The organism is Stenotrophomonas rhizophila (assembly GCF_003751305.1).
GTDB lineage: Bacteria > Pseudomonadota > Gammaproteobacteria > Xanthomonadales > Xanthomonadaceae > Stenotrophomonas > Stenotrophomonas rhizophila_B.
The window spans coordinates 280,630-304,867 of sequence record NZ_RJKV01000003.1 but is presented as its reverse complement, the minus strand read 5'-3'; the positions used below and the strand labels follow the sequence as shown (position 1 = coordinate 304,867).

The window sequence follows — 24,238 nt, the reverse complement described above, 5'->3', positions numbered from 1 at the left end:
CTTCACGGCATCCGGTTCGCCCGCGGGGGCGAAGGTCGCTGGCGGGGCGAAACGGGCTGCAAGGCCCCGGACGGCGCGCGGTTCCTTCGTTCCTCAATGCCCCTACGCAATGAGGACACGTTCCAATGACCACTGTTACCAACCTGGGTTTTCCACGCATCGGCGCCAAGCGCGAACTCAAGCGCGCGCTCGAAGCCTTCTGGTCCGGCGAAAGCACCGCCGCGTCGCTGCAGGACACCGCGGCCGAGCTGCGTGAACGCCACTGGCAGCTGCAGCGCGAGGCCGGCGTGGATGTGCCGCCGAGCAACGATTTCAGCCTGTATGACCAGGTGCTGGATGCGGCCTTCCTGTTCGATGCGATCCCGACCCGCTACCGCGCGCTTGCCGATGCCGAGCCGCTGAACGGCTATTTCGCGATGGCGCGTGGCCTGCAGCGCGATGGCATCGACCTGCATGCGCTGGAAATGACCAAGTGGTTCGATACCAACTACCACTACCTGGTGCCCGAACTGCACGCCGGCCAGACCTTCGCGGTGCGCGGCGACAAGCCGCTGGCCGAGTACCGCCAGGCCAAGGCGCTGGGGATCGAGACCCGTCCGGTGCTGATCGGCCCGGTGACCTTCCTGCGGCTGTCCAAGACCACCGACGGCAGCAACGCGCTGGACCTGCTCGATGCGCTGCTGCCGGTGTACGTGCAGCTGCTGGGCGAACTCAAGGCGGCCGGCGCGGCGTGGGTGCAGCTGGACGAGCCGCTGCTGGTGCAGGACCTGGACGAGGCCACACGTGCTGCCTTCGAGCATGCGTATGCGGTGCTGTCCCAGGCTGCCCGCCCCAAAGTGCTGGTGGCGACGTACTTTGGTGCGCTGGAGGACAACCTCGCCCTTGCCGCCTCGCTGCCGGTCGATGGTCTGCATGTGGATCTGGTCCGTGCGCCGGAACAGCTCGATGCGGTGATCAAGGCGCTGCCGGCCGGTCGCGTGCTGTCGGCCGGCCTGGTCAACGGCCGCAACATCTGGCGCACCCATCTGGACAACGCCCTGGTGCTGGCGCGCTACGCGCACGGTCATGTCGGCAGCGATGCGCTGTGGCTGGCGCCATCGTGTTCGCTGCTGCATACCCCGGTCGATCTGGACCACGAAAAGAAGCTCGATGACGAACTGCGCAGCTGGCTGGCGTTCTCCAGGCAGAAGCTCGGCGAGCTGCGCGTGCTGGCCGATGCGATCGATGCGCCGGCACGTGCCGAAGCACCGCTGGCCCATTCGCGTGCGTGCATCGAATCGCGCCGTCGTTCGCCGCGCGTGCACAACCCGGCCGTCGCCGCGCGTCTTTCCTCGCTGACCCCGGCCGATGCACAGCGCCACAGCCGCTACCCGCAACGCCACCTCGCCCAGGCCGCCGCGCTGAAGCTGCCGCGCTTTCCGACCACCACGATCGGTTCGTTCCCGCAGACGCTGGAGGTGCGTGAGGCACGTGCCCGCAACAAGTCCGGCAAGCTCTCCGATGCGGACTACGATGCGTTCCTGGCCACCCAGACCGAACACTGCGTGCGCGTGCAGGAGCAGATCGGGCTGGATGTGCTGGTGCACGGCGAGTTCGAGCGCAACGACATGGTCGAGTACTTCGGCGAGCAGCTCGATGGCTTTGCTTTCACCAAGAATGGCTGGGTGCAGAGCTACGGCTCGCGCTGCGTGAAGCCGCCGGTGATCTTCGGCGATGTGACCCGTCCGCAGCCGATGACAGTGCGCTGGTCGCAGTATGCGCAGTCGCTCACCCAGCGGCCGATGAAGGGCATGCTGACCGGCCCGGTGACGGTGCTGCAGTGGTCGTTCGTACGCGACGATCAGTCCCGCGCGGACACCTGTCGCCAGATCGCACTAGCGCTGCGCGATGAAGTGACCGACCTGGAAGCGGCCGGGATCGGCGTGATCCAGATCGACGAGCCGGCGATCCGTGAAGGCCTGCCGCTGCGCCGTGCCCAATGGCGCGAGTACCTGGACTGGGCGGTGGAAGCGTTCCGGATCAGCGCCAGCGGCGTGCGCGATGCGACCCAGATCCACACGCACATGTGCTATTCCGAGTTCAACGACATCATCCACTCGGTGGCTGCGATGGACGCGGACGTGATCTCGATCGAAACCTCGCGCTCGCGCATGGAGCTGCTGGATGCCTTCGTGCGCTTCCAGTATCCCAACGAGATCGGCCCGGGCGTGTACGACATCCACTCCCCCCGCGTACCCGACAAGGCCGAGATGCTGGCGCTGCTGCGAAAGGCCGCCGAGGTGCTGCGCCCGGAGCAGATCTGGGTCAACCCGGATTGCGGCCTGAAGACCCGTGGCTGGCCGGAAACCCGTGCCGCGCTGGAAGCGCTGGTGGCCGCCGCGCGCGAACTGCGCGAGGAAACCGCCGACGCCAACGCCGCCTGATCCGACCCTTGTAGACAGCCCCAAGGACCCCATCGCCGCCGTTGCCGGCGGTGGGGTCGACGAGAAACGCATGAACCCGCATGACCTGACACCGATCGACCGCCCGACCCTGTCCCTTCCCGACGGCCACACCAGGCTGCTGCTGCATTCGTGCTGCGCGCCGTGCTCGGGCGAGGTCATGGAGGCGATCACCGCCTCCGGCATCGACTACACGATCTTCTTCTACAACCCCAACATCCACCCGGTGAAGGAATACGAACTGCGCAAGCAGGAGAACATCCGCTTCGCCGAGAAACATGGCGTGCCGTTCGTCGACGCTGACTACGACACCGACAACTGGTTCGCCCGCGCCCGCGGCATGGAGAACGAACCCGAGCGCGGCATCCGCTGCACGATGTGCTTCGACATGCGTTTCGTGCGCACTGCGCTGTATGCGCACGAGAACGGCTTTGCGGTGATCAGCAGCTCGCTGGGCATCTCACGCTGGAAGGACATGAACCAGATCAACGATTGTGGCCACCGCGCCGCCGCACACTACCCGGGCATCCAGTACTGGGATTACAACTGGCGCAAGGGCGGCGGTGCCGCGCGGATGGTGGAGATCAGCAAGCGCGAGCAGTTCTATCAACAGGAATACTGCGGCTGCGTGTACTCACTGCGCGACGCCAACCGCCACCGTCGCGAGACCGGCCGCGAGCGGATCAAGCTGGGCGTGCTGTACTACGGCGACGGGACCTCGAAGCAGGGCGACGCCGACTGACCGTTGCGGGGGCGTCGGCTAGACTGGGCGCCCCCACAGCCGTGAAGCCGCCATGAGCCGTTACCCCGCCGATGTCGCGTTGGTCGTGATCGACCTGCAGCCGGACTTCATGCCCGGTGGCGCACTGGCCTGCGTGGACGGCGATGCGATCGTGCCGGACATTGCCGCCCTGCTCGCCGAACGCCGGTACGCCACCGTGGTGGCGACCCAGGACTGGCACCCGGCCGACCACGCCTCCTTTGCCAGCCAGCACCCGGGGCATCTCCCGTTCGAAGCGATCCTGCTGCACGCCCAGCCGCAGACCCTGTGGCCGGACCACTGCGTACAAGGCAGTGACGGCGCGGTGCTGCACCCGGGCGTGGACTGGACGGTGGCCGACCTGATCCTGCGCAAGGGCACGCGCCAGCAGGTGGACTCCTACAGCGCGTTCCGTGAGAACCATGGTCCCGATGGCACCCGCCCCGCGACCGGCCTGGCCGGCTGGCTGCATGAGCGCGGCATCCGCGAGGTGCATGTGTGCGGCCTGGCGCGCGACTACTGCGTGCTGTGGAGCGCGCAGGATGCGGTGAAGTCCGGGTTCCGGGTGAAGTTCCATTGGGACCTGACCCGACCCGTGACCGAGGCCAATGATGGGATGGTGCGCGAGGCGTTGGCCAAGGCGAAGATCGCGGTCATCTGACAGGCGAACCCGGGCGCCGGCCGGAACGGCGTACCGACCAACGGTCGGTACCCACCGGATCAAAGAACGACCGTCTGGTGCCGGCCGTGCGCTGGTAGTGCCGGCCGCTGGCCGGCTCCCGATACCGTTTGGGGCGTGCGATGAGCCGGCCAGCGGCCGGCACTACCGGAGCGTCATGCCGACCAACGGTCGGTACCTACCGGTCAGCGGAAGACGACGGTGCGATGCCCGTTGCGCAGGATCCGATGCTCCACATGCCGGCGTACCGCGCGCGCCAGGACCTGCGATTCGGTGTCGCTGCCCAGCCGCACCAGGTCGCGCGGCGTCATCGCGTGATCCACGCGCGCCACGTCCTGCTCGATGATCGGGCCTTCGTCCAGATCCGGGGTCACATAGTGCGCGGTGGCGCCGATGATCTTGACCCCGCGTGCGTGCGCCTGGTGATACGGCTGCGCGCCTTTGAAGCTGGGCAGGAAGCTGTGGTGGATGTTGATCGCCCGCCCGGCCAAGGCCTCGCACAGGCGCGGCGACAGAATCTGCATGTAACGCGCCAGCACCACCAGGTCGATCTGCTCGCGTTCGACCAGGTCGATGATCTGCTGCTCCTGCACGGCACGGTTGTCCGCGTTGACCGGCAGGTGATGGAACGGCACGCCGTAGGACCCAGCCAGGGCGGCGAAGTCCTCGTGATTGGAGGCCACCGCCGCGATGTCCACCTGCAGCTGCCGGCTGTGCGCGCGGAACAGCAGGTCGTTGAGGCAATGCCCCTGCTTGCTGACCAGCACCAGCAGGCGCGCACGGCGGCGGGCGTCATGCAGCTGCCAGTCCATCCCGAACTCGGCGGCCAGCGTGGCCATGCGCGCTTCCACGTCGCCCAGTGACTGCTCGGCGGCACGGTCGAAATGCACGCGCAGGAAGAACCGGCCACTCTCGTCGTCGCCGAACTGCTGGGCATCGAGGATGTTGCAGCCCAGCTCGAACAGCAGGCCGGACACACGGTAGACGATCCCGGTACGGTCCGGGCATGAGAGGGTGAGGATGGAATCGGGGCGCATCCTTTCAAGTGTAAAGGAGCGCCCGGATCCGCGGCACGGTTGCTCTCACCTGCAACCATTCGGCAAGGCCATCCGGGTTACCGCGGCGGATGCACCGTCCACGCCACCAGCCGCATCACCACCGGGCGCACCATGAGCACGCAACAGAACGCGGTCGGCATCGCCAACTGGTAGGCGCCAAGCACGCGCGCGGGGTAGTCCGCGCCCACGCCGGCATTGGCGGCCGTGATCACCAGGCACATCAGCATGGCCATGATCGAGGCCATGAAGAAGGCGAACACGAATGGGGTAGCGCGGGCGCCGAGCTTCCAGCGGCGCATCGCCACAGCCTGGGGAGCGGTCATGCGTAGGGTTCCTTTGATCAGGCAACCAGCGGTTGCGGGACCGGCACGATAGCCAGCGCCCGGAAAGCCTGGTAGACCGCGCCGGCTTGGCGCTTTATAAAGCAATTCTTTGCAATGACCATGGAAAATGGCCTTCAGCATGAACATTCTCCAGTCAATTCGCAGTTTCATCCGCACCGCCGATGCCGGCAGCCTGGCCGCGGCCGCGCGGACGCTGGGCATCAGCCCCGCCGCGGTCGGGCAGAACATCGCCCGGCTCGAAGCCCACCTCGGCGTGCGCCTGCTCAACCGCACCACCCGCCAGCTCGCGCTGACCGAGCGCGGCGCGGTCTATCTCGCCCAGGTGCGCCACATCGAGCGTGATCTGCAGCGGGCACAGGCCGCCGTGACCGATCTGGATGCCACGCCCGAAGGCCGGCTGCGCATTGCCAGCAGCGCGGCTTTCGGCCGTCATGTGCTGGCGCCGCTGATGCCCGCATTGCAGGCACGCTATCCACGGCTGGCGATCGGACTGCTGCTGGCCGACCGCAGCGTCGACCATGCGCACGAAGACGTGGACGTAAGCATCCGCATCGAACCGCAGCTGGAAGAAGGCCTGGTCGCACGGCCCATCGCGCAGGTGCCGTTCGTGGTCTGCGCGGCACCGTCGTATCTCGCGCGTGCCGGCATCCCGCTCACTCCAGAGGCGCTGCGCGAGCATCGCTGCCTCTTGTTCCGTTATCCGCTGGATGGGCGCTACCTGCGCTGGGGTTTCGTGCGCGACGGCATGCGCTTCGATGCCGAGGTGACCCCGGCACTGGCCAGTGATGACATCGACGCGCTGGCCGCGATGGCGGTGGCCGGCGGCGGCATCACCCGGCTGGCGGCGTTCGTGGCCGCGCCCTATCTCGCGCGCGGCGAGCTGCAGGCGCTGTTCGAACCCGGGGATTCGGCGAGCACCCAGGCCTCACCGGAACCAATGCGGTTGTTCCTGTGTGTCAGCGATCGCCGCGATCTGACCCCGAAGGTGCGGGCGCTGATGCAGCACATCATCGAAGGGCTGCCGCCGGCGTGGCGGGTGGACGTCGGCTGAGCGCAGGGTCACCCGGGATGCCGGCCAGCGGCCGGCACCACCGTCAGCGACTCAGCGTTCCGGGGCGATGAACACACCGCGGGCTTCGCGCGGTTCGCAGCGCAGGTACTGCGGTGCCGGGGCGACCGAATCGCCCAGTGCCGCGGCGGCATGCCACGGCCAGCGCGGATCGTAGAGGATGCCACGGGCCAGCGCGATCGCATCGGCATGACCATGGCGCAGGATCGATTCGGCCTGCGAGGGCTCGGTGATCAGGCCCACGGCGATGACCGGCATGCGCAGCTTGTGCGCCTTGATCGCCTGCGCGAACGGCACCTGGTAGCCCGGCGACAGCGGAATCTGCTGGCGCGGATCATTGCCACCGCTGGAAACGTGCAGGAACTGGCACCCGCGCGCGTCCAGCACGTGCGCCAGGGTCGTGGTCTGCTCGATATCCCAGCCGCCGGCCACCCAGTCGCTGGCGGAGATGCGCACACCCACCGCGATGCGATCGGAGACGGCCTCGCGCACGGCGTCGAACACGCGCACCAGCAGGCGCATGCGGTTTTCCAGCGAGCCACCGTAGTCGTCCTCGCGGCGGTTGCTCAGCGGCGACAGGAACTGGTGCAGCAGGTAACCGTGCGCGGCGTGCAGTTCGATCAGATCCATGCCGACGCGTTCGGCGCGACGGGCCGCAGCCGCGAAGGCTTCAACCACGGCATCGATACCGGCCAGGTCCAGTTCGGTCGGCGTCGGATCGGTCTTGGCGAACGGCAGTGCGGACGGCGCGACCGTGGGCCAGGCGCGCGGATCGGACGGGTCCATCGCACCGCCGCCTTCCCACGGCTTGTTGACCGAGGCCTTGCGCCCGGCATGGCCCAACTGCACGCCCAGCGGCATCGGCGACCATTGCTTGACCGAGGCCACGACAGAGGCCAGCGCGGCTTCGGTGGCGTCATCCCACAGACCCAGATCGGCCCAGCTGATGCGGCCTTCCGGCAACACAGCGGTGGCTTCCAGGATCAGCAGGCCGGCACCGGACTGCGACAGCTGCCCCAGATGGATGCGGTGCCAGTCGTTGGCGAGGCCGTCGACGCACGAGTACTGGCACATCGGCGCGATCACGATGCGGTTGGGCAGGGTCAGCGGGCCGAAGGGGATGGAGGAGAAGAGCTGGCTCAAGGGGGGAACTCGGGAAGAGGAAATGGAACCGGACGCCATTGCACTCCTGTGCGGCGGCGGAGGCAACCGTGCCAATGGATCAGTGTTTCGTAGCGGCTCAGGCGGCGGCGGTTCCCGGCAGCAGGAAGGCCAGCGCCTCGGCGCAGGATTGGTCGACTTTCAGGCTCAGCAGCGCGTCGGCGCGGGTAAGGCCGCGGTTGAGCGCAGCGATCGGCACCCCGGCCTGCGCGGCCGCCTGCACGAAGCGGAATCCGGAATAGACCATCAGCGAGGAACCGACCACCAGCACCGCATCGGCCCGCTGCAGATGGTCGTGAACGGTGGCGACCCGCTCGCGCGGCACGCTTTCACCGAAGAACACCACGTCCGGCTTGAGCACCCCGCCGCATACCGGGCAGGCCGGCACCTGGAAGGCGGAGAAATCCATCTCCAGATCGGCATCGCCATCGGGCGCCTGTCCGGCCTCCAGATGCTCCCAGCCGGGGTTTAGCGACAGCAGCCGGTGCTGGAACGCCTCGCGCGGGGTGCGTGCTTCACAGCCCATGCAGCGCACCTGGTCCAGCCGCCCATGCAGATCGATCACCGTCTCGCTCCCAGCCCGCTGATGCAGGCGGTCGACATTCTGGGTGAGCAGCAGCTCGATCTGGCCCCGGGCTTCCAGTGCGGCGAGCGCGGCGTGCGTGCCGTTCGGCTGGGCCCACCCGAACCGGGGCCAGCCCAGCAGGCTGCGCGCCCAGTAGCGCTGGCGCGTGGCCAGTTCACCCATGAAGGCCTGGTAGGTGACGGGCGGGCTGCGCTTCCACTGGCCATCGGCATCGCGGTAATCCGGGATGCCCGAATCGGTGCTGCAGCCCGCGCCGGTCAGCACGAACAGGCGCTGGGCGCGGTCGATGAACTCGGCGAGAGGTGTGCTCATGATCAGCAGATGGGGGCGCAGGCGCGGAGAGGCAATCGCCAGCCGCTTACGGGCCCGGGATGTCACCCGGCAGCGGCGGAACGGTCGTGGGGTGGCCGTCGGCATCCAGGGCGATCATCACGAAGTGCCCGCGCGTGCAGAGCTTGCGCTCACCGTTGTGCAGGTCCTCGGCGATCAGTTCGACCTCCACCTTCATCGAGCTGCGGCCCACTTCAACGATGCGGCCGACGGTTTCGACCATCTGGCCGATGCGGATCGGCAGCTTGAAATCGACCTGGTCCGAGCGCGCAGTGACCACGGTGCGGCGCGAGTAGCGGGCCGCGGCCAGGAACGCCGCCTTGTCCATCCATGCCAGCGCCTGGCCACCGAACAGGGTGCCCATGTGGTTGGTGTGGTTGGGGAACACGATCTCGGCCATGCGGACTTCGATGGGCGGGATGGTCTCAGGGATGGGGGTCATGGCGGGGGCCGGTTTGGGATGCAGCAGATCTTACGGCACTACATGCGTGCAGCATCTGCGCGCGCCAACGTCATCCCCGTTGGCCCTTTGGTACCGCACTCGCTCGCCCAAGAGACATCGCCAAGTCGCGGCGCTGCATCAGGACAGCATAACGATTCAGTCCATAACCACGACCGCCCAACAGCCCCTCGGCAAATGCTTTCGACTTAGAAGGTTCGATTTTGAAGCACCGATCTAAAGTGGCTGCTATGGCTGTAGAGGATCGATCAACGGTGAGGTAGACGACTTCGTCGAACATTTCCTTCGCTCCATACCTGATCCAGATACCTGCTGTCGCATGTTCACACTAGCTGCCAGCACAAGTGAGGATCGAGACCGAAACTCTGCGGCAACGACGATGCGGGGCATAAAAATTCCAGCTCAGACAAAATACAACATGAACGAAGTGTTCACAATGAACCCATCTTTGCTGAAAAAGCAAGCCGCGCATTATGCAGCGAGTGAATCTAGTATTGCAACAAGGGTCGCAAAAGCCTCCGCACATCAACACAAGTTATTGATTAATAAGACAATTAAAACACTCACTGCTAGCAAGATCGTTAGAGTTAATGAGCGTTGCAATATGTATGCACTAGTTGTATATTTCAATCGTGGTCAGGGATTCTCCCTGACCACTCATTCCTCAACTTCAAAGGAAGACATGACATGAAACTTCGACGGCGTATTTATAACCACGGGGAATACAAACATGAACGACGATTCAAACCCTGATAGTAGCGGCACGGCTCGCACTATAGAGCCTATAAGTAATGCAGCTGGGCGTGAAGTATCTGACGCTACCCACAGGGCTAGGCTAGAGATACAAGAGTGCTTGGTCGCACTGGCTAGTGGACTTAAGCCAACATTGGAAATAAAGCCCCTAACGGATGTAGGGGCTGGAGTCTTTGAAATGAAGACTCGAGGTCGTCCTTCATTCAGGTGCGTGTTCCACATGAAGGAGCCTGGTAAAATTGTTGTAGTGGCGGGGCGTGAGAAGGCAAAGAATGGTCCCCTTCGCCCTCTGCTTGAAGTAGTGAAGAAGAGGATGAAAAAGGGATAAGGCGGTGACGATGGGCGGCAGATCTGCAGGGGTCTGTCGCCCATTCTTCATTTATGACTTTCTAATCCCAATTTCCAATGGCTTCTTTTCGCTCTGAGGGGAAAACCTCAAATCAAATTCATAGCCCGCCCTTATGATCATCTGCAGTAAGCTGTCCACAGAGAACTTTTCAAGTCTGGAATTGCACAAGTTGCTAATTCTAGGCTGTGTAACACCCAAATTTTCAGCCGCAGAAGTTTGAGTCCAGCTTCGTTGCTCTATTATAGTTTTTAGAATTAGGGATAATCTAATTTTTAGGGCATCAATATTTAATTCAACGATATTTTGCGCAAACATTGGATGTGTAATTTCAATTTTCATAGTCATTGCCCCTTCATAGAACGATTCGACCCGCATTACGCGAATTTGGGGATGCTTTTTTAGGGCGCTGGCGGCATGCTATACATCTACTGCATAACGTGTCAACAGATGGCCAATCCGACTTGATGAACGCTTCAGCGCTCCGATGGGGTCTTCTAGTCAAGACGCAGCATTTTGATGGTTCGCAAAGCTCGCTATCGACAGATCGGCATAAGCATCAGGGAGACAGTTCGCAGCGATCCGATGTCTAGAATCCCTTGCTCTGTTGCGAACAGTGACTAGACGAAACGTTCGCCTCTTGCCACTCTCGAAGCACTTCTTGCAAGGCGAGCTTTCTATGCTCGATTTTAACGTCGGTGATTCGCAGGTGTAGGGCACTCAAGACCGGGAAACGAAAAAGCCCCGGAACATGTCCGGGGCTTTTCTAAATCACGACGTAAGCGTCAGATCAGAACGACATATCGAACGACACTTCGCCCTTCACGCCCACCTGGTAGGCCGACGAACGACGCTCGAAGAAGTTGGTCAACTCCTGCACATCCTGCAGCTCCATGAAGCTCAGCGGATTGCGCACGTTGTACTTCTTCTCCATGCCCAGGCGATGGAAATGATTGTCCGCGCAATGCTGCAGATACTGGCGCATGTCACGCGTCGAAATGCCCGCCACACCGCCCGACAGCACGTCTTCGGCGAACTGCACTTCGCACTCGATCGCATCGGCCAGCATGTCGTAGACCTCCTGCTTCATCGCGTCGTCGAACAGGTCCGGCTCTTCCTCGCGGATCACGTCCACGCACTCGAAGGCGAACTCCATGTGCGCGCTCTCGTCGCGGAACACCCAGTTGGTGCCCGAGGCCAGACCGTTGAGCAGACCGCGCGAACGGAAGTAGTAGACGTAGGCGAAGGCCGCGAAGAAGAACAGGCCCTCGATGCACGCCGCGAAGCAGATCTGGTTGAGCAGGAACTGGCGACGCTCGTCACGGGTCTCGATGCGCTTCAGGTTCTGGATCGAATCGATCCACTTGAAGCAGAAGTCGGCCTTCTTCTTGATCGAATCGATGTTCTCCACCGCGTCGAACGCCTTGGCGCGCTCGTCCGGATCCGGCAGGTAGTTGTCGAGCAGGGTCAGGTAGAACTGCACGTGCAGCGCTTCTTCGTACAGCTGGCGCGACAGGTACATGCGCGCTTCCGGCGCATTCAGATGCTGATACAGGTTCAGCACCAGATTGTTGGACACGATCGAATCGCCGGTGGCGAAGAACGCGACCAGGCGGTGGATCAGATGACGTTCGCCCGGCGACATTTTGCTGTGCAGGTCGCTGATGTCGATCTGGAAGTTGATTTCCTCGACCGTCCAGGTGTTCTTGATCGCGTTGCGATACATGTCATAGAACTGCGGGTAGCGCATCGGGCGCAACGTCAGTTCAAAACCTGGATCGAGCAGCATTTGACTCGGCTTGTCGGCCATGGTGTTTCGTCCTTCTTGGCGACTACCGACCAACGGTCGGTAGCTACCGAATGTGTGATGTTCCGTCCGTGCACCCGGCGGTGCCGGCCCGGTGGGCCGGCACGCCTTGTTTACTGGCACGCCTCGCAGCTTTCCGGGTTTTCCAGCGAGCAGGCGACGGCTTCGACCGGGGTGTAGCTGCTGACGGTCGTCTTGGCGATCTTGGTCGCCGGGCGCGAACGCAGGTAGTACGTGGTCTTGATGCCCTGCTTCCAGGCGTACATGTACATGGAGGACATCGCGCCGATGTTCGGGCTTTCCATGAACAGGTTGAGCGAGGCGGACTGGTCGATGAACGCACCGCGCTCGGCGGCCATGTCGATCAGCGAACGCATCGGCAGTTCCCAGGCGGTGCGGTACACGTGGCGCAGCGTTTCCGGAATCTGGGTGATGCCCTGGATCGAGCCTTCGGCCAGCTTGATCGCGTCGCGCATTTCCGGCGTCCAGTGGCCCAGCTTCTTCAGCTCGTTCACCAGGTAACGGTTGACCTGCAGGAAGTCGCCGGACAGCGTTTCGCGCTTGAACAGGTTGGACACCTGCGGCTCGACGCACTCGTAGCAACCGGCGATCGAGGCGATGGTGGCGGTCGGGGCGATCGCGATCAGCAGCGAGTTGCGTAGGCCGTGTTCCTTGATGCGCTCACGCAGGGCATCCCAACGCGCGGTGTCTTCGGGCACCACGTTCCAGGCATCGAACTGCAGCTCGCCGCTGGCCGCACGGGTGTCGGCGAAGGACGGGTGCTTGCCGCGTTCCTGGGCCAGCTCGCACGAGGTTTCCAGCGCGTGGAAGTAGATCGCTTCGGCGATCTTCTTCGACAGCGCGCGGGCTTCGGCACTGTCAAAGGCCAGACGCTTGCGGAAGAACACGTCCTGCAGGCCCATGCAGCCCAGGCCGACCGGACGCCAGCGCAGGTTGCCGCGGCGGGCGGTTTCGATCGGGTAGAAGTTCAGGTCGATCACGCGGTCGAGCTGACGCACGCCCAGGCGCACGGTGTCGGCCAGCTTGTCGAAATCGAACTCACCGTGGGCATCGAAATGGTTGCCCAGGTTGATCGAGCCCAGGTTGCACACTGCGGTCTCTTCGGCCGAGGTGATTTCCAGGATTTCGGTGCACAGGTTGGACAGGTGGATCACGTTGCCCGGACGCAGGGTCTGGTTGCTGGCGCGGTTGCACTTGTCCTTGAAGGTCATCCAGCCGTTGCCGGTCTCGGCCAGGGTACGCATCATCCGCGAGTACAGCTTGCGTGCGGAGATCGTGCGCTGGGCCTTGCCCTGGGTTTCTGCCTGCAGGTAAGCCTGTTCGAAGGCTTCACCGAACAGATCGGTGAACTCGGGCACCACGCTCGGATCGAACAGCGACCACTCCTGGTCGGCCTCGACGCGCTGCATGAACAGGTCCGGGATCCAGTTGGCCAGATTCAGGTTGTGCGCACGCCGCGATTCGTCACCGGTGTTGTCACGCAGCTCGAGGAAATCCTCGATATCGGCGTGCCAGGTTTCCAGGTACACACAGGCCGCGCCCTTGCGCTTGCCGCCCTGGTTGACCGCCGCCACGGACGAATCCATGGTCTTCAGCCACGGCACGATGCCGTTGGAATGGCCGTTGGTGGACTTGATCAGCGAACCGCGCGAACGCACGCGGCTGTAGCTGACGCCGATGCCGCCGCTGAACTTGGAGAGCTGGGCGATATCGCCGTACTTGGCGTAGATCGACTCCAGCGAATCCTGCGGCGAATCCAGCAGGAAGCACGAGGACAGCTGCTCATGCGTGGTGCCGGAGTTGAACAGGGTCGGGCTGGACGGCAGGTAATCCAGATTGCCCATGCGCTTGTACAGCGCCAGGGCTTCGGGCACGTCTTCGCTCAAGGCGCTGGCGATGCGCAGGAAGAACTGCTGCGGGGTCTCGATCACCTTGCGGGTGTGCGGATGGCGCAGCAGGTAACGGTCGTACAGGGTGCGCAGGCCGAAGTAATCGAAATGCAGGTCCAGGGTCGGATCGATCGCGTCGTTGAGCTTGCGCGCGTTGACCTGCACGAAATCGAGCAGGCGCGCGTTGATCAGGCCCACTTCGTGGCCGCGGCCGACCGACTGCGAGAACGCATGGATTTCCTGGCCGGACACTTCCTTGGCGATGAAGTTGGCCAGCAGGCGCGCGGCCAGGCGACCGTACTCCGGCTCCTCACCGATCAGCAGCGCCGAGGTGCGGATCGACAGTTCGTCCAGCTCCTGGGTGGTCGCGCCGTTGTACAGGCCGGAGATGGTGCGGGTCGCCACACGCATCGGATCGACCGCATGCAGACCCTCGGCGCAGCGCTGTACCGCGCGCACGATCTTGTTCAGGTCCACCAGTTCGGTCGTGCCGTTGCGCTTGGTCACGCTCATGGCGGTCGCCGTCGGCGGCGAGGTCAGCAGGAACTCGCTTTCCTTATCGATGTCAGTGCTGGTTTCGATGCTCACGGCGTTTTCCTCTGGGCGTGATTGGAAGTAGTACAGCGTCGCCTGCGTTGCAGGCCGAACCGGCGCACGGATCTACAGGGTGGACCTGCGGCGTCGCAGGAGCCGCGACAGCGCAGGCAGGCCTGCGGGCGGTTTCCCCTGCGTCACCGGTCCTCTCCCCCGGAGAGTCGTGCGACCGGCACCACACGCTGTACGTGCGTGCGGTTGTCAGTAGGTCTTCAGGCCATCGGCGTGAAGGCAATACACCCGTCGACTTGTGGTCGGCGGGACCGACGGCCACAAGATAGTGGGGGTACCAGGTGTCGTCAACGCCAAATGTAGTGAATTTCCCTAATCCCTTGTGGCGCAAGGACCGTGCCGGAAAGGCGTCCGACGAACGGTCTGGACCTGTCGAAAGCGAGTGCGCAGTCAAGGGCAGATGGCCGGATTGTCCTCCTCGAAAACAGAACAACGCCCGCTCACACCGCCCTAACGAATGGCCGCCGGTCAGGGTGACTTCCGACCCGCGCCGGGGTAGCCCCGAGGGTGCCACGCTCCGATACGCCTCCTTTATATGAATGCGACCATGCGCCTGCCTCTGATCGGCTGTCTGATGTTGGGCCTGACCGTGGCCGGTACCGCCGCGGCGGGCGAGAGCAAAGGCCCGCAGCTCTCCTCGCGCCAGTGCGGGGTGAGCACGCCTTACAACGTACTGGTGGACAGCGGCGGGATCTGGCTGCGCAACCGCGAGCAGGTGCCGGCGGAGATCTTCTTCCACGACGGCGAGCTGAACATCGATCGCCAGTCGATCCCGGTCAGCGCTGCCGACGCCCAGCGCCTGCGCCAGCTGGAATGGGGCACCCGCCAGTTGGTGCCTGCCGTGGCCGGGGTGGCCGGCGAGGCCACGGACATCGCCTTCGACGCGCTGGGGGCCACGGTGGAGATCATGACCGGCAGCCGCCGCAAGGCGCGCGAAGTGGACGGGCTGCGCAAAGATGCCCACGCGTACGTCGGCCGTACCCTGGGCCGCGGTATCTGGGAGCAGGACCTGTTCGGCGAGCAGTTCGAGGCGCGCATCGAGCAGGCGGCCGAGTCGATGTCGGCCTCGCTCGCCCGCGGCGTGATGTGGACGATGCTGACCGGCGGATCGGGCCGGATCGAAGCCCGCGCCGAGAAGATGGAGGCCGACCTGGAGCGCCGCATGGAGGCACGTGGGCAGGCGCTGGAGGCACAGGCCCAGTCGCTGTGCACGCAGGTGCTGGCGCTGGATGCGATCCAGCAGTCGCTGGAGGTGCGCTACCAGGGCAAGCCGCTGGCGATGATGGTGATGGACCGCGAGGAAGACGCGGCCGCGCCGATCGCGCACGAACAGCCGCGCGGGGCGGCGCTGGTGCTGCCCCCGTTGTAGAGAGCATCCACGCATGGCGCGGAGTTACGCGCGGTGCGGGGTGCCCAGGTACTCGGCGCTCTGCATTTCGATCAGGCGCGAGGCGGTGCGTTCGAACGCACCCTGCAGCCGGACGCCCGAATACAGCCCGACCGGTGAATCGGTCGCGGTGCAGACCAGGTTGACGTGGCGGTCGTACAGCTCGTCGATCAGGTTGACGAAGCGGCGCGCGGCATCTTCGTTGAGTGTGTCGAAGTGCGGGATGTCGCCGAGCAGCACGGTGTTGAACTCGTGCGCGATCTCGATGTAATCCGAGGGGCCACGGGGGCCTTCGCACAGCGCCTTGAAATCGAACCAGACGATGCTCTTGCCGCGGCCACGCACCGGGATCTTGCGCGCCTCGATCTCGATGTTGCCCGCCTTGGCCGGCTGCCCACCGCTGAGCTCGGCCCAGCGGCCGGCCAGCCAGGCATCGCTGCCGGCATCGATCGGGGACTGGTACACCGGCGAGCGGGTCAGCGCGCGCATGCGGTAATCCTCGGTGCCTTCGGCGTACAACTCCACGCAGTAGGTCTGCAGCAGCCCGATCGCGGGCAGGAAGCTGTCGCGCTGCAGGCCGTTGAGGTACAGGTTTTCCACCGCCGTGTTGGAGGTGGTCACCAGGGTCACCCCCTCGGCGAACATCCGCTCGAGCAGGCGCGCCAGCAGCATCGCATCGCCGATGTCGGTGACGAAGAATTCGTCCAGCACCAGCACGCGCAGCTTGCTGCGCCACTCCTGGGCGATCTTCGCCAGCGGATCGCTTTGCCCCTGGTGCTCGCGCAGGCGCTCGTGGATGCCGCGCATGAAGCGGTGGAAATGGGTGCGGTACTTCTGCTCGATCGGCAGGCCGTCATAGAACAGATCGACCAGGAAGGTCTTGCCGCGCCCCACCCCGCCCCAGAAGTACAGGCCCTTGACCGGCTCGGGCTTCTTCCAGAACGCGGAGAGGCGATCCAGCCAGCCATCCTGCGCGCTGTCGACCAGCGCGAGATGGATGCGGTCCAGCTCGGCCAGGGCGGCGTGCTGGGCCGGGTCGTTCTGCCATTCGCCCCGGGCCACGCCATCGGCGTAGCGCTGCGACGGGGTCATCACGGTGTCGCTCATGCCGCGTCGGGGGCGGGGTTGGGCAGCCACTGCTTGACGCCATGGATGAGCGCGCCGCGCAGGTCGACGATCTTGCGGTGGAAGAAGTGGCTGGTATCGGGCATGCGCACCAGTTCGTGCGGTGCGTCCAGGCCGTCCAGCCAGTCATAGACCGCCTGCGGATCGACGATCTCGTCTTCCTCGCCCTGGATCACCAGCCACTGGGCCGGGGGCTGCATGCCCTCGAAGTCCCAGCGCCCTGCGGGCGGCGCGATCGAGATCAGCGTGGTCGGCTGCAGGTCGCCCGCGGCGCGCAACGAGACGTACGCGCCAAAGCTGAAACCGGCCAGCCACAGGTCCTGGCCCGGCCGCTGTGCACGGACCCAGGCGGCGACGGCCTTGAGGTCGTCCTGCTCGCCCACGCCGTTGTCGAACGTGCCGGCCGAGTCGCCGACGCTGCGGAAGTTGAAGCGCACGGTGGCGATGCCCAGGTCGCGCAGCGAGCGCGCGGCCATGGTCACCACCTTGTTGTGCATGCTGCCGCCCTCGGTGGACAGGGGGTGGCAGACGATCGCCACCACCGGCTGTACCGCGACATCGGCCTCGGGCAGATCAACCACGACATCCAGCGGACCGACCGGTCCGTCCAGCGTCAGCGCACCGCTTTCTTGGGGAAATGGGGGATTGTGCATGGCGTCATAATACCGTCCCTCCGCGTGCTTCACCGCCGCCTCCGCCGGATCCGTACATGCACTTTCTGGTTTTCAGCGTTCTCTGCAGCGTGCTGGTGTCGGTCCTGCTGAAGCTGGCGCCGCGCCAGCGGCTGGACATGCCGCAGGTGGTGACCTGGAATTATCTGGTCGCCAGCGTGCTCAGCGCGGTGCTGCTGCAGCCCTCTCTGGCCTCGCTGCAGACCCCGCACGCGCCATGGGCCGCCCTGCTCTGCCTGGCCGTGGCGTTGCCGGCGATCTTCCTGATGATGGCCCGCGCAGTGACCCGCGCCGGGATCGTGCGCAGCGATGTGGCCCAGCGGTTGTCGCTGCTGCTTTCGCTGCTGGCTGCGTTCCTGGTGTTCGGCGAGACCGCCAACGGCTGGAAGCTGGCCGGCCTGGGGCTGGGCCTGCTGGCGATCCTCGGGATCAGCGTACGCCCGCGCGCCGGCGCGGCCGAGCCCAGCGGCGGACGGGCCTGGCCATGGCTGCTGTCCGTCTGGGTGGGCTATGCCCTGGTCGACATCCTGCTCAAGAAGGTGGCGTTGTCGGGTACGCCTTCGATGGCGGCACTTCTGGTCAGTTTCAGCCTGGCCTTCGTGCTGATGCTCATCCTGCAGCTATGGCGCCACCTGCGCGGCATCGCCCGCCTGCAGTGGCGCAACCTGGCCGGCGGCGCCCTGCTCGGCCTGCTCAACTTCGGCAACATCCTGTTCTACGTGCGTGCCCACCAGCATCTGCCGGACAGCCCGGCGGTGGTGTTCGCCGGCATGAACATCGGCGTGGTCATGCTGGGCGCGCTGGTGGGCATCGTCGGTTTCGGCGAGCGCACCAGTGTGTGGAACCGGGTGGGCCTGGGGTTGGCCGTGGCGGCGATCGGGTTGATCGCGTGGGGAACGTGGTAACCGACTGATGCGGTGCCGGCCAGCGGCCGGCACTACCAAGGCAACGCGACGGTGACCGGGCACACCGGCGTGCCGGCGCACCCGTGCGGTATCAGCGATCAAACCCCAGCAACAGCGGATCATGGTCCGAGCTGCGCCACGGGCCCGCTTCGTTGCGGTCGCGGTAACCGACATCGTCGGCCTCGTCGGCATTGATGTGCCACTCTGCCGCCGCGCGCAGGCGCTTGGCCATGCCCGGGCTCAACAGCGCATGGTCCAACCGGCCGGTCATGCCGTTGTAGACATAGCTGTACGGGTGTTCGACCTTGGCCACCGCGAACGCATCCCGCCAGCCGGCCGCGTGCAGGGTGCGGATCGGGTCTTCCATCGCGTAGGCGTTGAAGTCGCCCAGCAGCACCGCGTCGCGGGTACCCGCACCGGTGGGGTCGGTCGCCAGCCACTGGTCCAGCAGCGTGGCCGAGGCGACCCGGGTGGCATTCCAGCAGGCCTGGCCGTCCTTCTGATCGGCATCGGCGCCGGTCGCTTCGGAGCAGCCCTTGGATTTGAAGTGATTGGCCACGACCACGAACGGCGCGCCCTTGCCCGCACGGAAGGCCTGCGCCAGCGGCACGCGGCTGCGCTCGCCGAAGGGCTCCTTCTCCAGCACGGCGGGGGCGCCGACCGGGGTCACGCGCGACGCGCGATAGATGATGCCGACTCGGATCGGGTTGTCACCCGGGCCCTGCTTCGCGTCGATGAAGCGCCAGTCGGCACCCTGGCCCCGATCCGCATTGAGCGCATCGACCAGCTGGGCGATCGCCGACTGCGGGCCGTAGCCATCGTTCTCCAGTTCCATCAGCGCGGCGACATCGGCGCCGAGCGCGTTGATGGTGGCGACCAGTTTGGTTTTCTGCGCCTGGTGTTCGGCCAGCGTCCGGGCGCCACGCAGGGTCGGGTAACCGCCGCCCTGGCCGTCGCCATTGAAGAAGTTCTCCAGGTTGAACGCGGCCACATGCAGAGCCCCGGCCACCACCGGTACGGCCGGGCGCTCCAGCGCCGGCAGGTTCAGCGGGCGGGTCACCTGCAGGCGGGTGTTGCCCTTGGCATCGACGCGGACGATGCCTTCGATATTGCGCAGGACCATGCCGGTGCGCAGGTTCGCGGCCGCCGGCAGGTAGGCCACCGGGCCGGGATCCCGGGCGTCGCTGCCATCGTCCAGCACCAGCCGGCGACGCAGGTTGTCGGCCACCTCATGGGCGTGTTCCGGGGTGCCGGGTGCGGCCACTTCGCTCGGCTGCCACAGGCGACCCCCGAAGGCCACGGTCAACTCCCCAAAGCGCGACAGGCCATCGGTGCCGGCCAGGGTCAGCGGCGCGGCGATGCGGACCTGCTGTCCGTCCAGCGTGCGCCAGTCGGTGGGCGGCGCGGTCAGGGTGACCGTGGCCGACGTGGTCGGCGCCGGACGCACCTGCGGCGAGGTGGCGGGCTGCGGCTGGGCGGCATGGACCGCGCCGGACAGGGCCAGCGCGAGAGCGAACACGAGGGGGGTACGGCGCATCGGAAGCAGGACTCCAGGGAAGTGCGACAAGGCTAACCATATAAAGTGAAACGCCGCCCTTCGGCGGCGTCGGTGACCTGATCCGGCAAAGCCGTTATTTCAGGTTGGCCAGCATCCAATCGACCGTGGCATGGATCTGCTCCTCGGTCAGCGCCGGATTACCGCCCTTGGGCGGCATGATGCCACCGTCCGGGCCGGTATAGCCCTCCACCGCATGCTTGTAGAGCGTGTCCTTGCCCTGGGCGATGCGCGCATCCCAATGCCCGTGATCCAGCGTCGGCGCCTTGCCGACGCCATTGGTATGGCAGGCCGTGCAGAGGTTGTCGTAGATCACCTTGCCGTCAGTGGTGCCACCGTAGGCGACCTGCGAGGCGGCTTTGACCAGCGCGGCGGCCAGGGCCGCGGCCTGGGCGGCGGCACCGGTGCTGCCTGCGTACACCGCACCGGCCGGCGCGATGCGCTGTTCCGTGCGTTTGGCCGCCATCGGCGAGACTTCAGGGGGAATGCTGGTATGCAGGTAGGCCGCGAAGATGATGAGGCCAAGTGTGATGGCCATCAGCAGCGCGATGACCATGGAGAAGCGTTTCAGGAACTCGAGGTCGTAATTCCGCACTCTCTATACCCCTGGCTGGTAGTCGTTGGACCACGGCTTGTCGGCCGAGTATGACCAGCGTCGGCGGCGCTGCGCAAGCGACCGCCCGGTGTCGCAATGCAGCATCGGCGCGACTCAGGCTCCGGCGGCACGCAGGCAGAAAACACAGATCGACTCGACCAGCGCATCTTCATCGCCGTGCGCGTCGCGGCTGAGTGCGGTCGGGCCGACCAGCGCCTCGGTGAACGCCCCCACGATGCAGGCCGCCGCGACATGCGTGTCCTGCTGCGGGAAGGTGCCTGCCTCGACGCCATCGGCGACGATGCGCCGGAACACATCGCCGAACAGACGGCGGCAGCGGATGCGCTCGGCTTCCACTTCCGGATCGACCGGCTCGGCAATGAAGGCATAGGCCAGCCCGGGCCCGGCCAGCGCGCGCCGCACGAAGGCGGTGATCGCCCGGCGCAGGCGCTCGGGCGCGGGCAGCGGCTCGGCCGCGATCGCCTCGAAGATGCGCAGTTCGTGGTCCACCGCGGCGGTCAGCACCTCCACGAACAGTTCGGCCTTGGAGGGGAAGTGCCGGTAGATCAGGCCGGTGGACACGCCGGCCTCGGCCGCCACCGCGGTCACCGGGGCGTTGCGGTAGCCGCCGGCCGCCACCAGCGCGCGGGTCGCCAGCAGGATGCGTTCGCGGGCGCCGGCAAGGCGTTCTTCCATCAGGGCGGAGCGTTTATAGGCCATTTGTTGATTCTATGTTCAATTTTTGAATTTGTGTTCACTTCTTTGTCGAACCCGGCTACGCTGGGGGTACATCGCCCGCGGGACGGCCCTGTCAGCCCGTCCATCCCTCCCGGCGCGTCCCATCCCTTGTTGTTGCGGAGTCGCCCATGCACGTCCCGACCATGAACTTCGATCTCGGCGAAGAGATCGACCTGCTGCGCCAGAGCGTGGCCCATTTTGCCTCCGCTGAAATCGCGCCGCTGGCGGCCCAGGCCGACGAAGAGAATCTGTTCCCCAATGCGCTGTGGCGCAAGCTCGGCGAGCAGGGCCTGCTCGGCCTGACGGTGGAAGAGGAATACGGCGGCAGCGGCATGGGCTACCTCGCGCATGTGGTGGCGATGGAAGAGATCTCGCGTGCCTCCGGCGCCATCGCGCTGTCCTACGGCGCGCACTCGAACCTGTGCGTGAACCAGCTGCGCAAGAACGGCAACGAAGAGCAGAAAAAGCGCTACCTGCCCGGCCTGTGCAGCGGCGAGCTGGTCGGCGCGCTGGCGATGAGCGAACCGGGCGCCGGCTCGGACGTGGTCTCGATGAAGCTGCGTGCGGACAAGCGCGGCGATCACTACGTGCTCAACGGCAACAAGATGTGGATCACCAACGGCCCGGATGCCGATGTGCTGGTGGTGTACGCCAAGACCGATCCGGATGGCGGCGCGAAGGGCATCACCGCGTTCCTGATCGAAAAGGGCATGAAGGGCTTCTCCACGGCGCAGAAACTGGACAAGCTCGGCATGCGCGGCTCCAACACCTGCGAGCTGGTCTTCCAGGATTGCGAAGTACCCGAAGCCAACGTGCTTGGCGTGGTCGGCGGTGGCGTCAAGGTGCTGATGTCCGGTCTGGACTATGAGCGCGTGGTGCTCTCCGGTGGCCCCCTCGGCCTGATGGCTGCCGCGATGGATGTGGTGATGCCGTACGTGCACGAGCGCAAGCAGTTCGGCGAGGCGATCGGCACCTTCCAGCTGATCCAGGCCAAGCTGGCCGACATGTACGTGGGCCTCAATGCCTGCCGCGCCTATGTCTACGCGGTGGCACGCGCCTGCGACCAGGGCCGCACCACGCGCCAGGACGCGGCCGGCGCGATCCTGTATTCGGCCGAGAAGGCCACCTGGCTGACCGGCCAGGCGATCCAGATCCTGGGCGGCAACGGCTACATCAACGAGTACCCGACTGGACGGTTGTGGCGCGATGCCAAGCTGTATGAAATCGGCGCCGGCACCTCGGAGATCCGCCGCATGCTGATCGGCCGCGAACTGTTCCAGCGCACCAAGTAAGGGCCCCGCCATGACCGTATTGAGCACCCAGCTGCAACCGGGCAGCGACACCTTCGAGGCCAACCGCGCCGCGCTGCAGGCGGTGGTCGACGACCTGCGCGCTACCCTGGCGCAGACCGCGCTGGGCGGCAGCGAAGCGGCACGCGCCAAGCACACCGCACGCGGCAAGCTGCTGGTGCGTGACCGCATCGATGCCCTGCTCGACCCGGGCAGCGCCTTCCTGGAAATCGCCCCGCTGGCTGCGCACGGCATGTATGGCGATCCGATTCCCAGTGCGGGTGTCGTCGCCGGTATCGGCCGGGTCTCGGGCGTGGAGTGCGTGATCGTGGCCAACGATGCCACGGTCAAAGGTGGCACCTATTACCCGATGACGGTCAAGAAGCACCTGCGCGCGCAGGAAGTGGCCGAGCAGAACCGCCTGCCCTGCATCTACCTGGTGGATTCCGGCGGTGCATTCCTGCCGCTGCAGGACGAGGTGTTCCCGGACCGCGACCATTTCGGCCGGATCTTCTACAACCAGGCCAACCTGTCCGCGCAGGGCATCCCGCAGATCGCCTGCGTGATGGGCAGCTGCACCGCCGGTGGCGCCTACGTGCCCGCGATGAGCGATGAAACGGTGATCGTGCGCGAGCAGGGCACCATCTTCCTCGGCGGCCCGCCGCTGGTGAAAGCGGCCACCGGTGAAGTGGTCACCGCCGAAGAACTGGGCGGTGCCGATGTGCACACGCGCATCTCCGGCGTGGCCGACCACATGGCCGACAACGACCTGCAGGCGCTGGCCCGGGTCCGCGCGATCATCGCCCAGCTCAACTGGCGCAAGCCCGAACCGGCGCTGGCAGTGCAGGCCCCGGTGGAACCGCGGCATCCGGCCCGCGAGCTGTATGGCGTGATCCCGGCCGATACGCGCAAGCCCTACGACGTGCGCGAAGTGATCCTGCGCCTGGTGGACGATTCGCGCTTCGATGAGTTCAAACCGCGCTACGGCAACACCCTGGTCACCGGCTTCGCGCACCTGCACGGCTACCCGGTGGGCATCATCGCCAACAACGGCATCCTGTTCTCCGAGTCCGCGCTGAAGGGCGCGCACTTCATCGAACTGTGCACGCAGCGCGGCATCCCGCTGGTGTTCCTGCAGAACATCACCGGCTTCATGGTCGGCCGCAAGTACGAGCACGGCGGCATCGCCAAGGACGGGGCCAAGCTGGTCATGGCCGTGGCCTGCGCCAAGGTGCCCAAATTCACCGTGGTGATCGGCGGCTCGTTCGGTGCCGGCAACTACGGCATGTGCGGCCGCGCCTACTCGCCCAACTTCCTGTGGATGTGGCCGAACGCGCGCATCGGCGTGATGGGCGGCGAGCAGGCCGCCAGCGTGCTGGCCACGGTCAAGCGCGATGGCATCGAAGCCAAGGGCGGGCAGTGGTCGGCCGAGGAGGAAGACGGCTTCAAGTCGCCGATCCGCGCGCAGTTCGAATCGCAGGGCCACCCGTACTACGCCAGCGCCCGCCTCTGGGATGACGGCGTGATCGATCCGGCCGACACCCGTCGTGTGCTGGGCCTGGCGCTGTCGGCCAGCCTCAACGCCCCGGCGAAGAAGACCGACTTCGGCGTGTTCCGCATGTAATGCACGGGCGGTGCCGCCTGGCACCGCCGCCCCTGGCCC

The 24,238-nt window shown here is 65.6% G+C and carries 24 protein-coding genes; 10 read left to right on the top strand and 14 right to left on the bottom strand.

Annotated elements, in window-relative coordinates:
- Window positions 1-125: 125 nt before the first annotated feature.
- From metE to pncA, 3 genes are all read left to right on the top strand, one after another.
- A complete protein-coding gene (metE, locus tag EDF74_RS16400; protein WP_123731104.1) occupies window positions 126-2,423 on the top strand; it encodes a 5-methyltetrahydropteroyltriglutamate--homocysteine S-methyltransferase in 2,298 nt (765 codons plus the stop codon).
- A 70-nt stretch (window positions 2,424-2,493) separates the two neighbouring features.
- Window positions 2,494-3,183, top strand: a complete 690-nt coding sequence (locus tag EDF74_RS16395) for an epoxyqueuosine reductase QueH (RefSeq protein ID WP_184997340.1) — start codon at window positions 2,494-2,496, stop codon at window positions 3,181-3,183.
- Between the two features lie 52 nt (window positions 3,184-3,235).
- Window positions 3,236-3,862: a bifunctional nicotinamidase/pyrazinamidase gene (gene pncA / locus EDF74_RS16390; protein ID WP_123731103.1), complete on the top strand. Its 627-nt coding sequence runs from the start codon at window positions 3,236-3,238 to the stop codon at window positions 3,860-3,862.
- 203 nt (window positions 3,863-4,065) lie between these two features.
- Here pncA and purU read toward each other — a convergent pair whose 3' ends face one another.
- Both purU and EDF74_RS16380 read right to left on the bottom strand, forming a co-directional pair.
- Window positions 4,066-4,917 (bottom strand): formyltetrahydrofolate deformylase, encoded by an 852-nt coding sequence (gene purU / locus EDF74_RS16385; RefSeq protein ID WP_121044317.1) that lies wholly within the window; start codon window positions 4,915-4,917, stop codon window positions 4,066-4,068.
- Between the two features lie 77 nt (window positions 4,918-4,994).
- Window positions 4,995-5,261, bottom strand: a complete 267-nt coding sequence (locus tag EDF74_RS16380; RefSeq protein WP_123731102.1) for a DUF2798 domain-containing protein — start codon at window positions 5,259-5,261, stop codon at window positions 4,995-4,997.
- A 139-nt stretch (window positions 5,262-5,400) separates the two neighbouring features.
- On the opposite strand from EDF74_RS16380, the gene EDF74_RS16375 reads away from it, so the two are divergent.
- Window positions 5,401-6,333: a LysR family transcriptional regulator gene (locus tag EDF74_RS16375; RefSeq protein ID WP_184997339.1), complete on the top strand. Its 933-nt coding sequence runs from the start codon at window positions 5,401-5,403 to the stop codon at window positions 6,331-6,333.
- A gap of 51 nt (window positions 6,334-6,384) precedes the next feature.
- Here the strand turns inward: EDF74_RS16375 and EDF74_RS16370 are convergent, their stop codons facing one another.
- From EDF74_RS16370 to EDF74_RS18160, 4 genes are all read right to left on the bottom strand, one after another.
- Window positions 6,385-7,533, bottom strand: a complete 1,149-nt coding sequence (locus EDF74_RS16370) for an NADH:flavin oxidoreductase/NADH oxidase (RefSeq protein WP_123731100.1) — start codon at window positions 7,531-7,533, stop codon at window positions 6,385-6,387.
- Between the two features lie 58 nt (window positions 7,534-7,591).
- Window positions 7,592-8,410 carry an NAD-dependent protein deacetylase gene (locus EDF74_RS16365; RefSeq protein WP_123731099.1) on the bottom strand — a complete coding sequence of 273 codons (819 nt, stop codon included), beginning with the start codon at window positions 8,408-8,410 and terminating at the stop codon, window positions 7,592-7,594.
- Window positions 8,411-8,456: 46 nt separating this feature from the next.
- The gene (locus EDF74_RS16360; protein WP_123731098.1) at window positions 8,457-8,870 is read right to left on the bottom strand and encodes an acyl-CoA thioesterase; all 414 of its coding nucleotides are present in this window, start codon (window positions 8,868-8,870) and stop codon (window positions 8,457-8,459) included.
- 70 nt (window positions 8,871-8,940) lie between these two features.
- Window positions 8,941-9,168 (bottom strand): hypothetical protein, encoded by a 228-nt coding sequence (locus tag EDF74_RS18160; protein ID WP_148045969.1) that lies wholly within the window; start codon window positions 9,166-9,168, stop codon window positions 8,941-8,943.
- Between the two features lie 138 nt (window positions 9,169-9,306).
- Here EDF74_RS18160 and EDF74_RS18155 point away from each other — a divergent pair, with 138 nt between their 5' ends.
- Both EDF74_RS18155 and EDF74_RS18150 read left to right on the top strand, forming a co-directional pair.
- Entirely contained in the window at window positions 9,307-9,579 is a 273-nt protein-coding gene (locus tag EDF74_RS18155; protein ID WP_148045968.1) for a hypothetical protein, read from the top strand.
- A 39-nt stretch (window positions 9,580-9,618) separates the two neighbouring features.
- The gene (locus EDF74_RS18150) at window positions 9,619-9,969 is read left to right on the top strand and encodes a hypothetical protein (RefSeq protein ID WP_148045967.1); all 351 of its coding nucleotides are present in this window, start codon (window positions 9,619-9,621) and stop codon (window positions 9,967-9,969) included.
- A gap of 51 nt (window positions 9,970-10,020) precedes the next feature.
- Here the strand turns inward: EDF74_RS18150 and EDF74_RS16355 are convergent, their stop codons facing one another.
- From EDF74_RS16355 to EDF74_RS16345, 3 genes are all read right to left on the bottom strand, one after another.
- A complete protein-coding gene (locus EDF74_RS16355; RefSeq protein WP_184997337.1) occupies window positions 10,021-10,329 on the bottom strand; it encodes a helix-turn-helix domain-containing protein in 309 nt (102 codons plus the stop codon).
- Window positions 10,330-10,777: 448 nt separating this feature from the next.
- Window positions 10,778-11,797, bottom strand: coding sequence for a ribonucleotide-diphosphate reductase subunit beta (locus EDF74_RS16350; RefSeq protein ID WP_123731096.1), 1,020 nt, complete (start codon window positions 11,795-11,797; stop codon window positions 10,778-10,780).
- A gap of 110 nt (window positions 11,798-11,907) precedes the next feature.
- Window positions 11,908-14,292 (bottom strand): ribonucleoside-diphosphate reductase subunit alpha, encoded by a 2,385-nt coding sequence (locus EDF74_RS16345; protein WP_123731095.1) that lies wholly within the window; start codon window positions 14,290-14,292, stop codon window positions 11,908-11,910.
- 565 nt (window positions 14,293-14,857) lie between these two features.
- Between EDF74_RS16345 and EDF74_RS16340 the strand changes: the two genes are divergently transcribed.
- Window positions 14,858-15,679: a DUF2884 family protein gene (locus tag EDF74_RS16340; RefSeq protein WP_123731094.1), complete on the top strand. Its 822-nt coding sequence runs from the start codon at window positions 14,858-14,860 to the stop codon at window positions 15,677-15,679.
- Between the two features lie 24 nt (window positions 15,680-15,703).
- On the opposite strand, the gene zapE is transcribed toward EDF74_RS16340, so the two are convergent.
- Both zapE and EDF74_RS16330 read right to left on the bottom strand, forming a co-directional pair.
- The gene (zapE, locus tag EDF74_RS16335; RefSeq protein ID WP_123731093.1) at window positions 15,704-16,804 is read right to left on the bottom strand and encodes a cell division protein ZapE; all 1,101 of its coding nucleotides are present in this window, start codon (window positions 16,802-16,804) and stop codon (window positions 15,704-15,706) included.
- Window positions 16,801-17,475: an alpha/beta hydrolase gene (locus EDF74_RS16330; RefSeq protein ID WP_123731092.1), complete on the bottom strand. Its 675-nt coding sequence runs from the start codon at window positions 17,473-17,475 to the stop codon at window positions 16,801-16,803. Before EDF74_RS16330 ends, zapE begins: the two co-directional genes overlap by 4 nt.
- A 56-nt stretch (window positions 17,476-17,531) precedes the next feature.
- On the opposite strand from EDF74_RS16330, the gene EDF74_RS16325 reads away from it, so the two are divergent.
- A complete protein-coding gene (locus tag EDF74_RS16325; protein ID WP_123731091.1) occupies window positions 17,532-18,398 on the top strand; it encodes an EamA family transporter in 867 nt (288 codons plus the stop codon).
- 91 nt (window positions 18,399-18,489) lie between these two features.
- Here EDF74_RS16325 and EDF74_RS16320 read toward each other — a convergent pair whose 3' ends face one another.
- The 3 genes from EDF74_RS16320 to EDF74_RS16310 all read right to left on the bottom strand — a co-directional run bounded on the left by EDF74_RS16320 (window position 18,490) and on the right by EDF74_RS16310 (window position 21,268).
- Window positions 18,490-19,935, bottom strand: a complete 1,446-nt coding sequence (locus tag EDF74_RS16320; RefSeq protein ID WP_123731090.1) for an ExeM/NucH family extracellular endonuclease — start codon at window positions 19,933-19,935, stop codon at window positions 18,490-18,492.
- A gap of 94 nt (window positions 19,936-20,029) precedes the next feature.
- Window positions 20,030-20,548 (bottom strand): c-type cytochrome, encoded by a 519-nt coding sequence (locus EDF74_RS16315; protein WP_123731089.1) that lies wholly within the window; start codon window positions 20,546-20,548, stop codon window positions 20,030-20,032.
- 114 nt (window positions 20,549-20,662) lie between these two features.
- On the bottom strand, window positions 20,663-21,268 hold the full coding sequence (locus tag EDF74_RS16310; protein WP_123731088.1) for a TetR/AcrR family transcriptional regulator: 606 nt from the start codon (window positions 21,266-21,268) through the stop codon (window positions 20,663-20,665).
- A gap of 146 nt (window positions 21,269-21,414) precedes the next feature.
- On the opposite strand from EDF74_RS16310, the gene EDF74_RS16305 reads away from it, so the two are divergent.
- The gene (locus EDF74_RS16305) at window positions 21,415-22,578 is read left to right on the top strand and encodes an isovaleryl-CoA dehydrogenase (RefSeq protein WP_102788830.1); all 1,164 of its coding nucleotides are present in this window, start codon (window positions 21,415-21,417) and stop codon (window positions 22,576-22,578) included.
- A gap of 10 nt (window positions 22,579-22,588) precedes the next feature.
- A complete protein-coding gene (locus EDF74_RS16300; protein ID WP_123731087.1) occupies window positions 22,589-24,199 on the top strand; it encodes a carboxyl transferase domain-containing protein in 1,611 nt (536 codons plus the stop codon).
- Window positions 24,200-24,238 lie beyond the last annotated feature (39 nt).

Bases quoted from the DNA above. Each gene is read 5' to 3' on its own strand.
- metE (WP_123731104.1), top strand. From the start codon at position 126: ATGACCACTGTTACCAACCTGGGTTTTCCACGCATCGGCGCCAAGCGC.
- EDF74_RS16395 (WP_184997340.1), top strand. From the start codon at position 2,494: ATGAACCCGCATGACCTGACACCGATCGACCGCCCGACCCTGTCCCTT.
- pncA (WP_123731103.1), top strand. From the start codon at position 3,236: ATGAGCCGTTACCCCGCCGATGTCGCGTTGGTCGTGATCGACCTGCAG.
- purU (WP_121044317.1), bottom strand. From the start codon at position 4,917: ATGCGCCCCGATTCCATCCTCACCCTCTCATGCCCGGACCGTACCGGG.
- EDF74_RS16380 (WP_123731102.1), bottom strand. From the start codon at position 5,261: ATGACCGCTCCCCAGGCTGTGGCGATGCGCCGCTGGAAGCTCGGCGCC.
- EDF74_RS16375 (WP_184997339.1), top strand. From the start codon at position 5,401: ATGAACATTCTCCAGTCAATTCGCAGTTTCATCCGCACCGCCGATGCC.
- EDF74_RS16370 (WP_123731100.1), bottom strand. From the start codon at position 7,533: ATGGCGTCCGGTTCCATTTCCTCTTCCCGAGTTCCCCCCTTGAGCCAG.
- EDF74_RS16365 (WP_123731099.1), bottom strand. From the start codon at position 8,410: ATGAGCACACCTCTCGCCGAGTTCATCGACCGCGCCCAGCGCCTGTTC.
- EDF74_RS16360 (WP_123731098.1), bottom strand. From the start codon at position 8,870: ATGACCCCCATCCCTGAGACCATCCCGCCCATCGAAGTCCGCATGGCC.
- EDF74_RS18160 (WP_148045969.1), bottom strand. From the start codon at position 9,168: ATGTTCGACGAAGTCGTCTACCTCACCGTTGATCGATCCTCTACAGCC.
- EDF74_RS18155 (WP_148045968.1), top strand. From the start codon at position 9,307: ATGAACGAAGTGTTCACAATGAACCCATCTTTGCTGAAAAAGCAAGCC.
- EDF74_RS18150 (WP_148045967.1), top strand. From the start codon at position 9,619: ATGAACGACGATTCAAACCCTGATAGTAGCGGCACGGCTCGCACTATA.
- EDF74_RS16355 (WP_184997337.1), bottom strand. From the start codon at position 10,329: ATGAAAATTGAAATTACACATCCAATGTTTGCGCAAAATATCGTTGAA.
- EDF74_RS16350 (WP_123731096.1), bottom strand. From the start codon at position 11,797: ATGGCCGACAAGCCGAGTCAAATGCTGCTCGATCCAGGTTTTGAACTG.
- EDF74_RS16340 (WP_123731094.1), top strand. From the start codon at position 14,858: ATGCGCCTGCCTCTGATCGGCTGTCTGATGTTGGGCCTGACCGTGGCC.
- zapE (WP_123731093.1), bottom strand. From the start codon at position 16,804: ATGAGCGACACCGTGATGACCCCGTCGCAGCGCTACGCCGATGGCGTG.
- EDF74_RS16330 (WP_123731092.1), bottom strand. From the start codon at position 17,475: ATGCACAATCCCCCATTTCCCCAAGAAAGCGGTGCGCTGACGCTGGAC.
- EDF74_RS16325 (WP_123731091.1), top strand. From the start codon at position 17,532: ATGCACTTTCTGGTTTTCAGCGTTCTCTGCAGCGTGCTGGTGTCGGTC.
- EDF74_RS16320 (WP_123731090.1), bottom strand. From the start codon at position 19,935: ATGCGCCGTACCCCCCTCGTGTTCGCTCTCGCGCTGGCCCTGTCCGGC.
- EDF74_RS16310 (WP_123731088.1), bottom strand. From the start codon at position 21,268: ATGGCCTATAAACGCTCCGCCCTGATGGAAGAACGCCTTGCCGGCGCC.
- EDF74_RS16305 (WP_102788830.1), top strand. From the start codon at position 21,415: ATGCACGTCCCGACCATGAACTTCGATCTCGGCGAAGAGATCGACCTG.
- EDF74_RS16300 (WP_123731087.1), top strand. From the start codon at position 22,589: ATGACCGTATTGAGCACCCAGCTGCAACCGGGCAGCGACACCTTCGAG.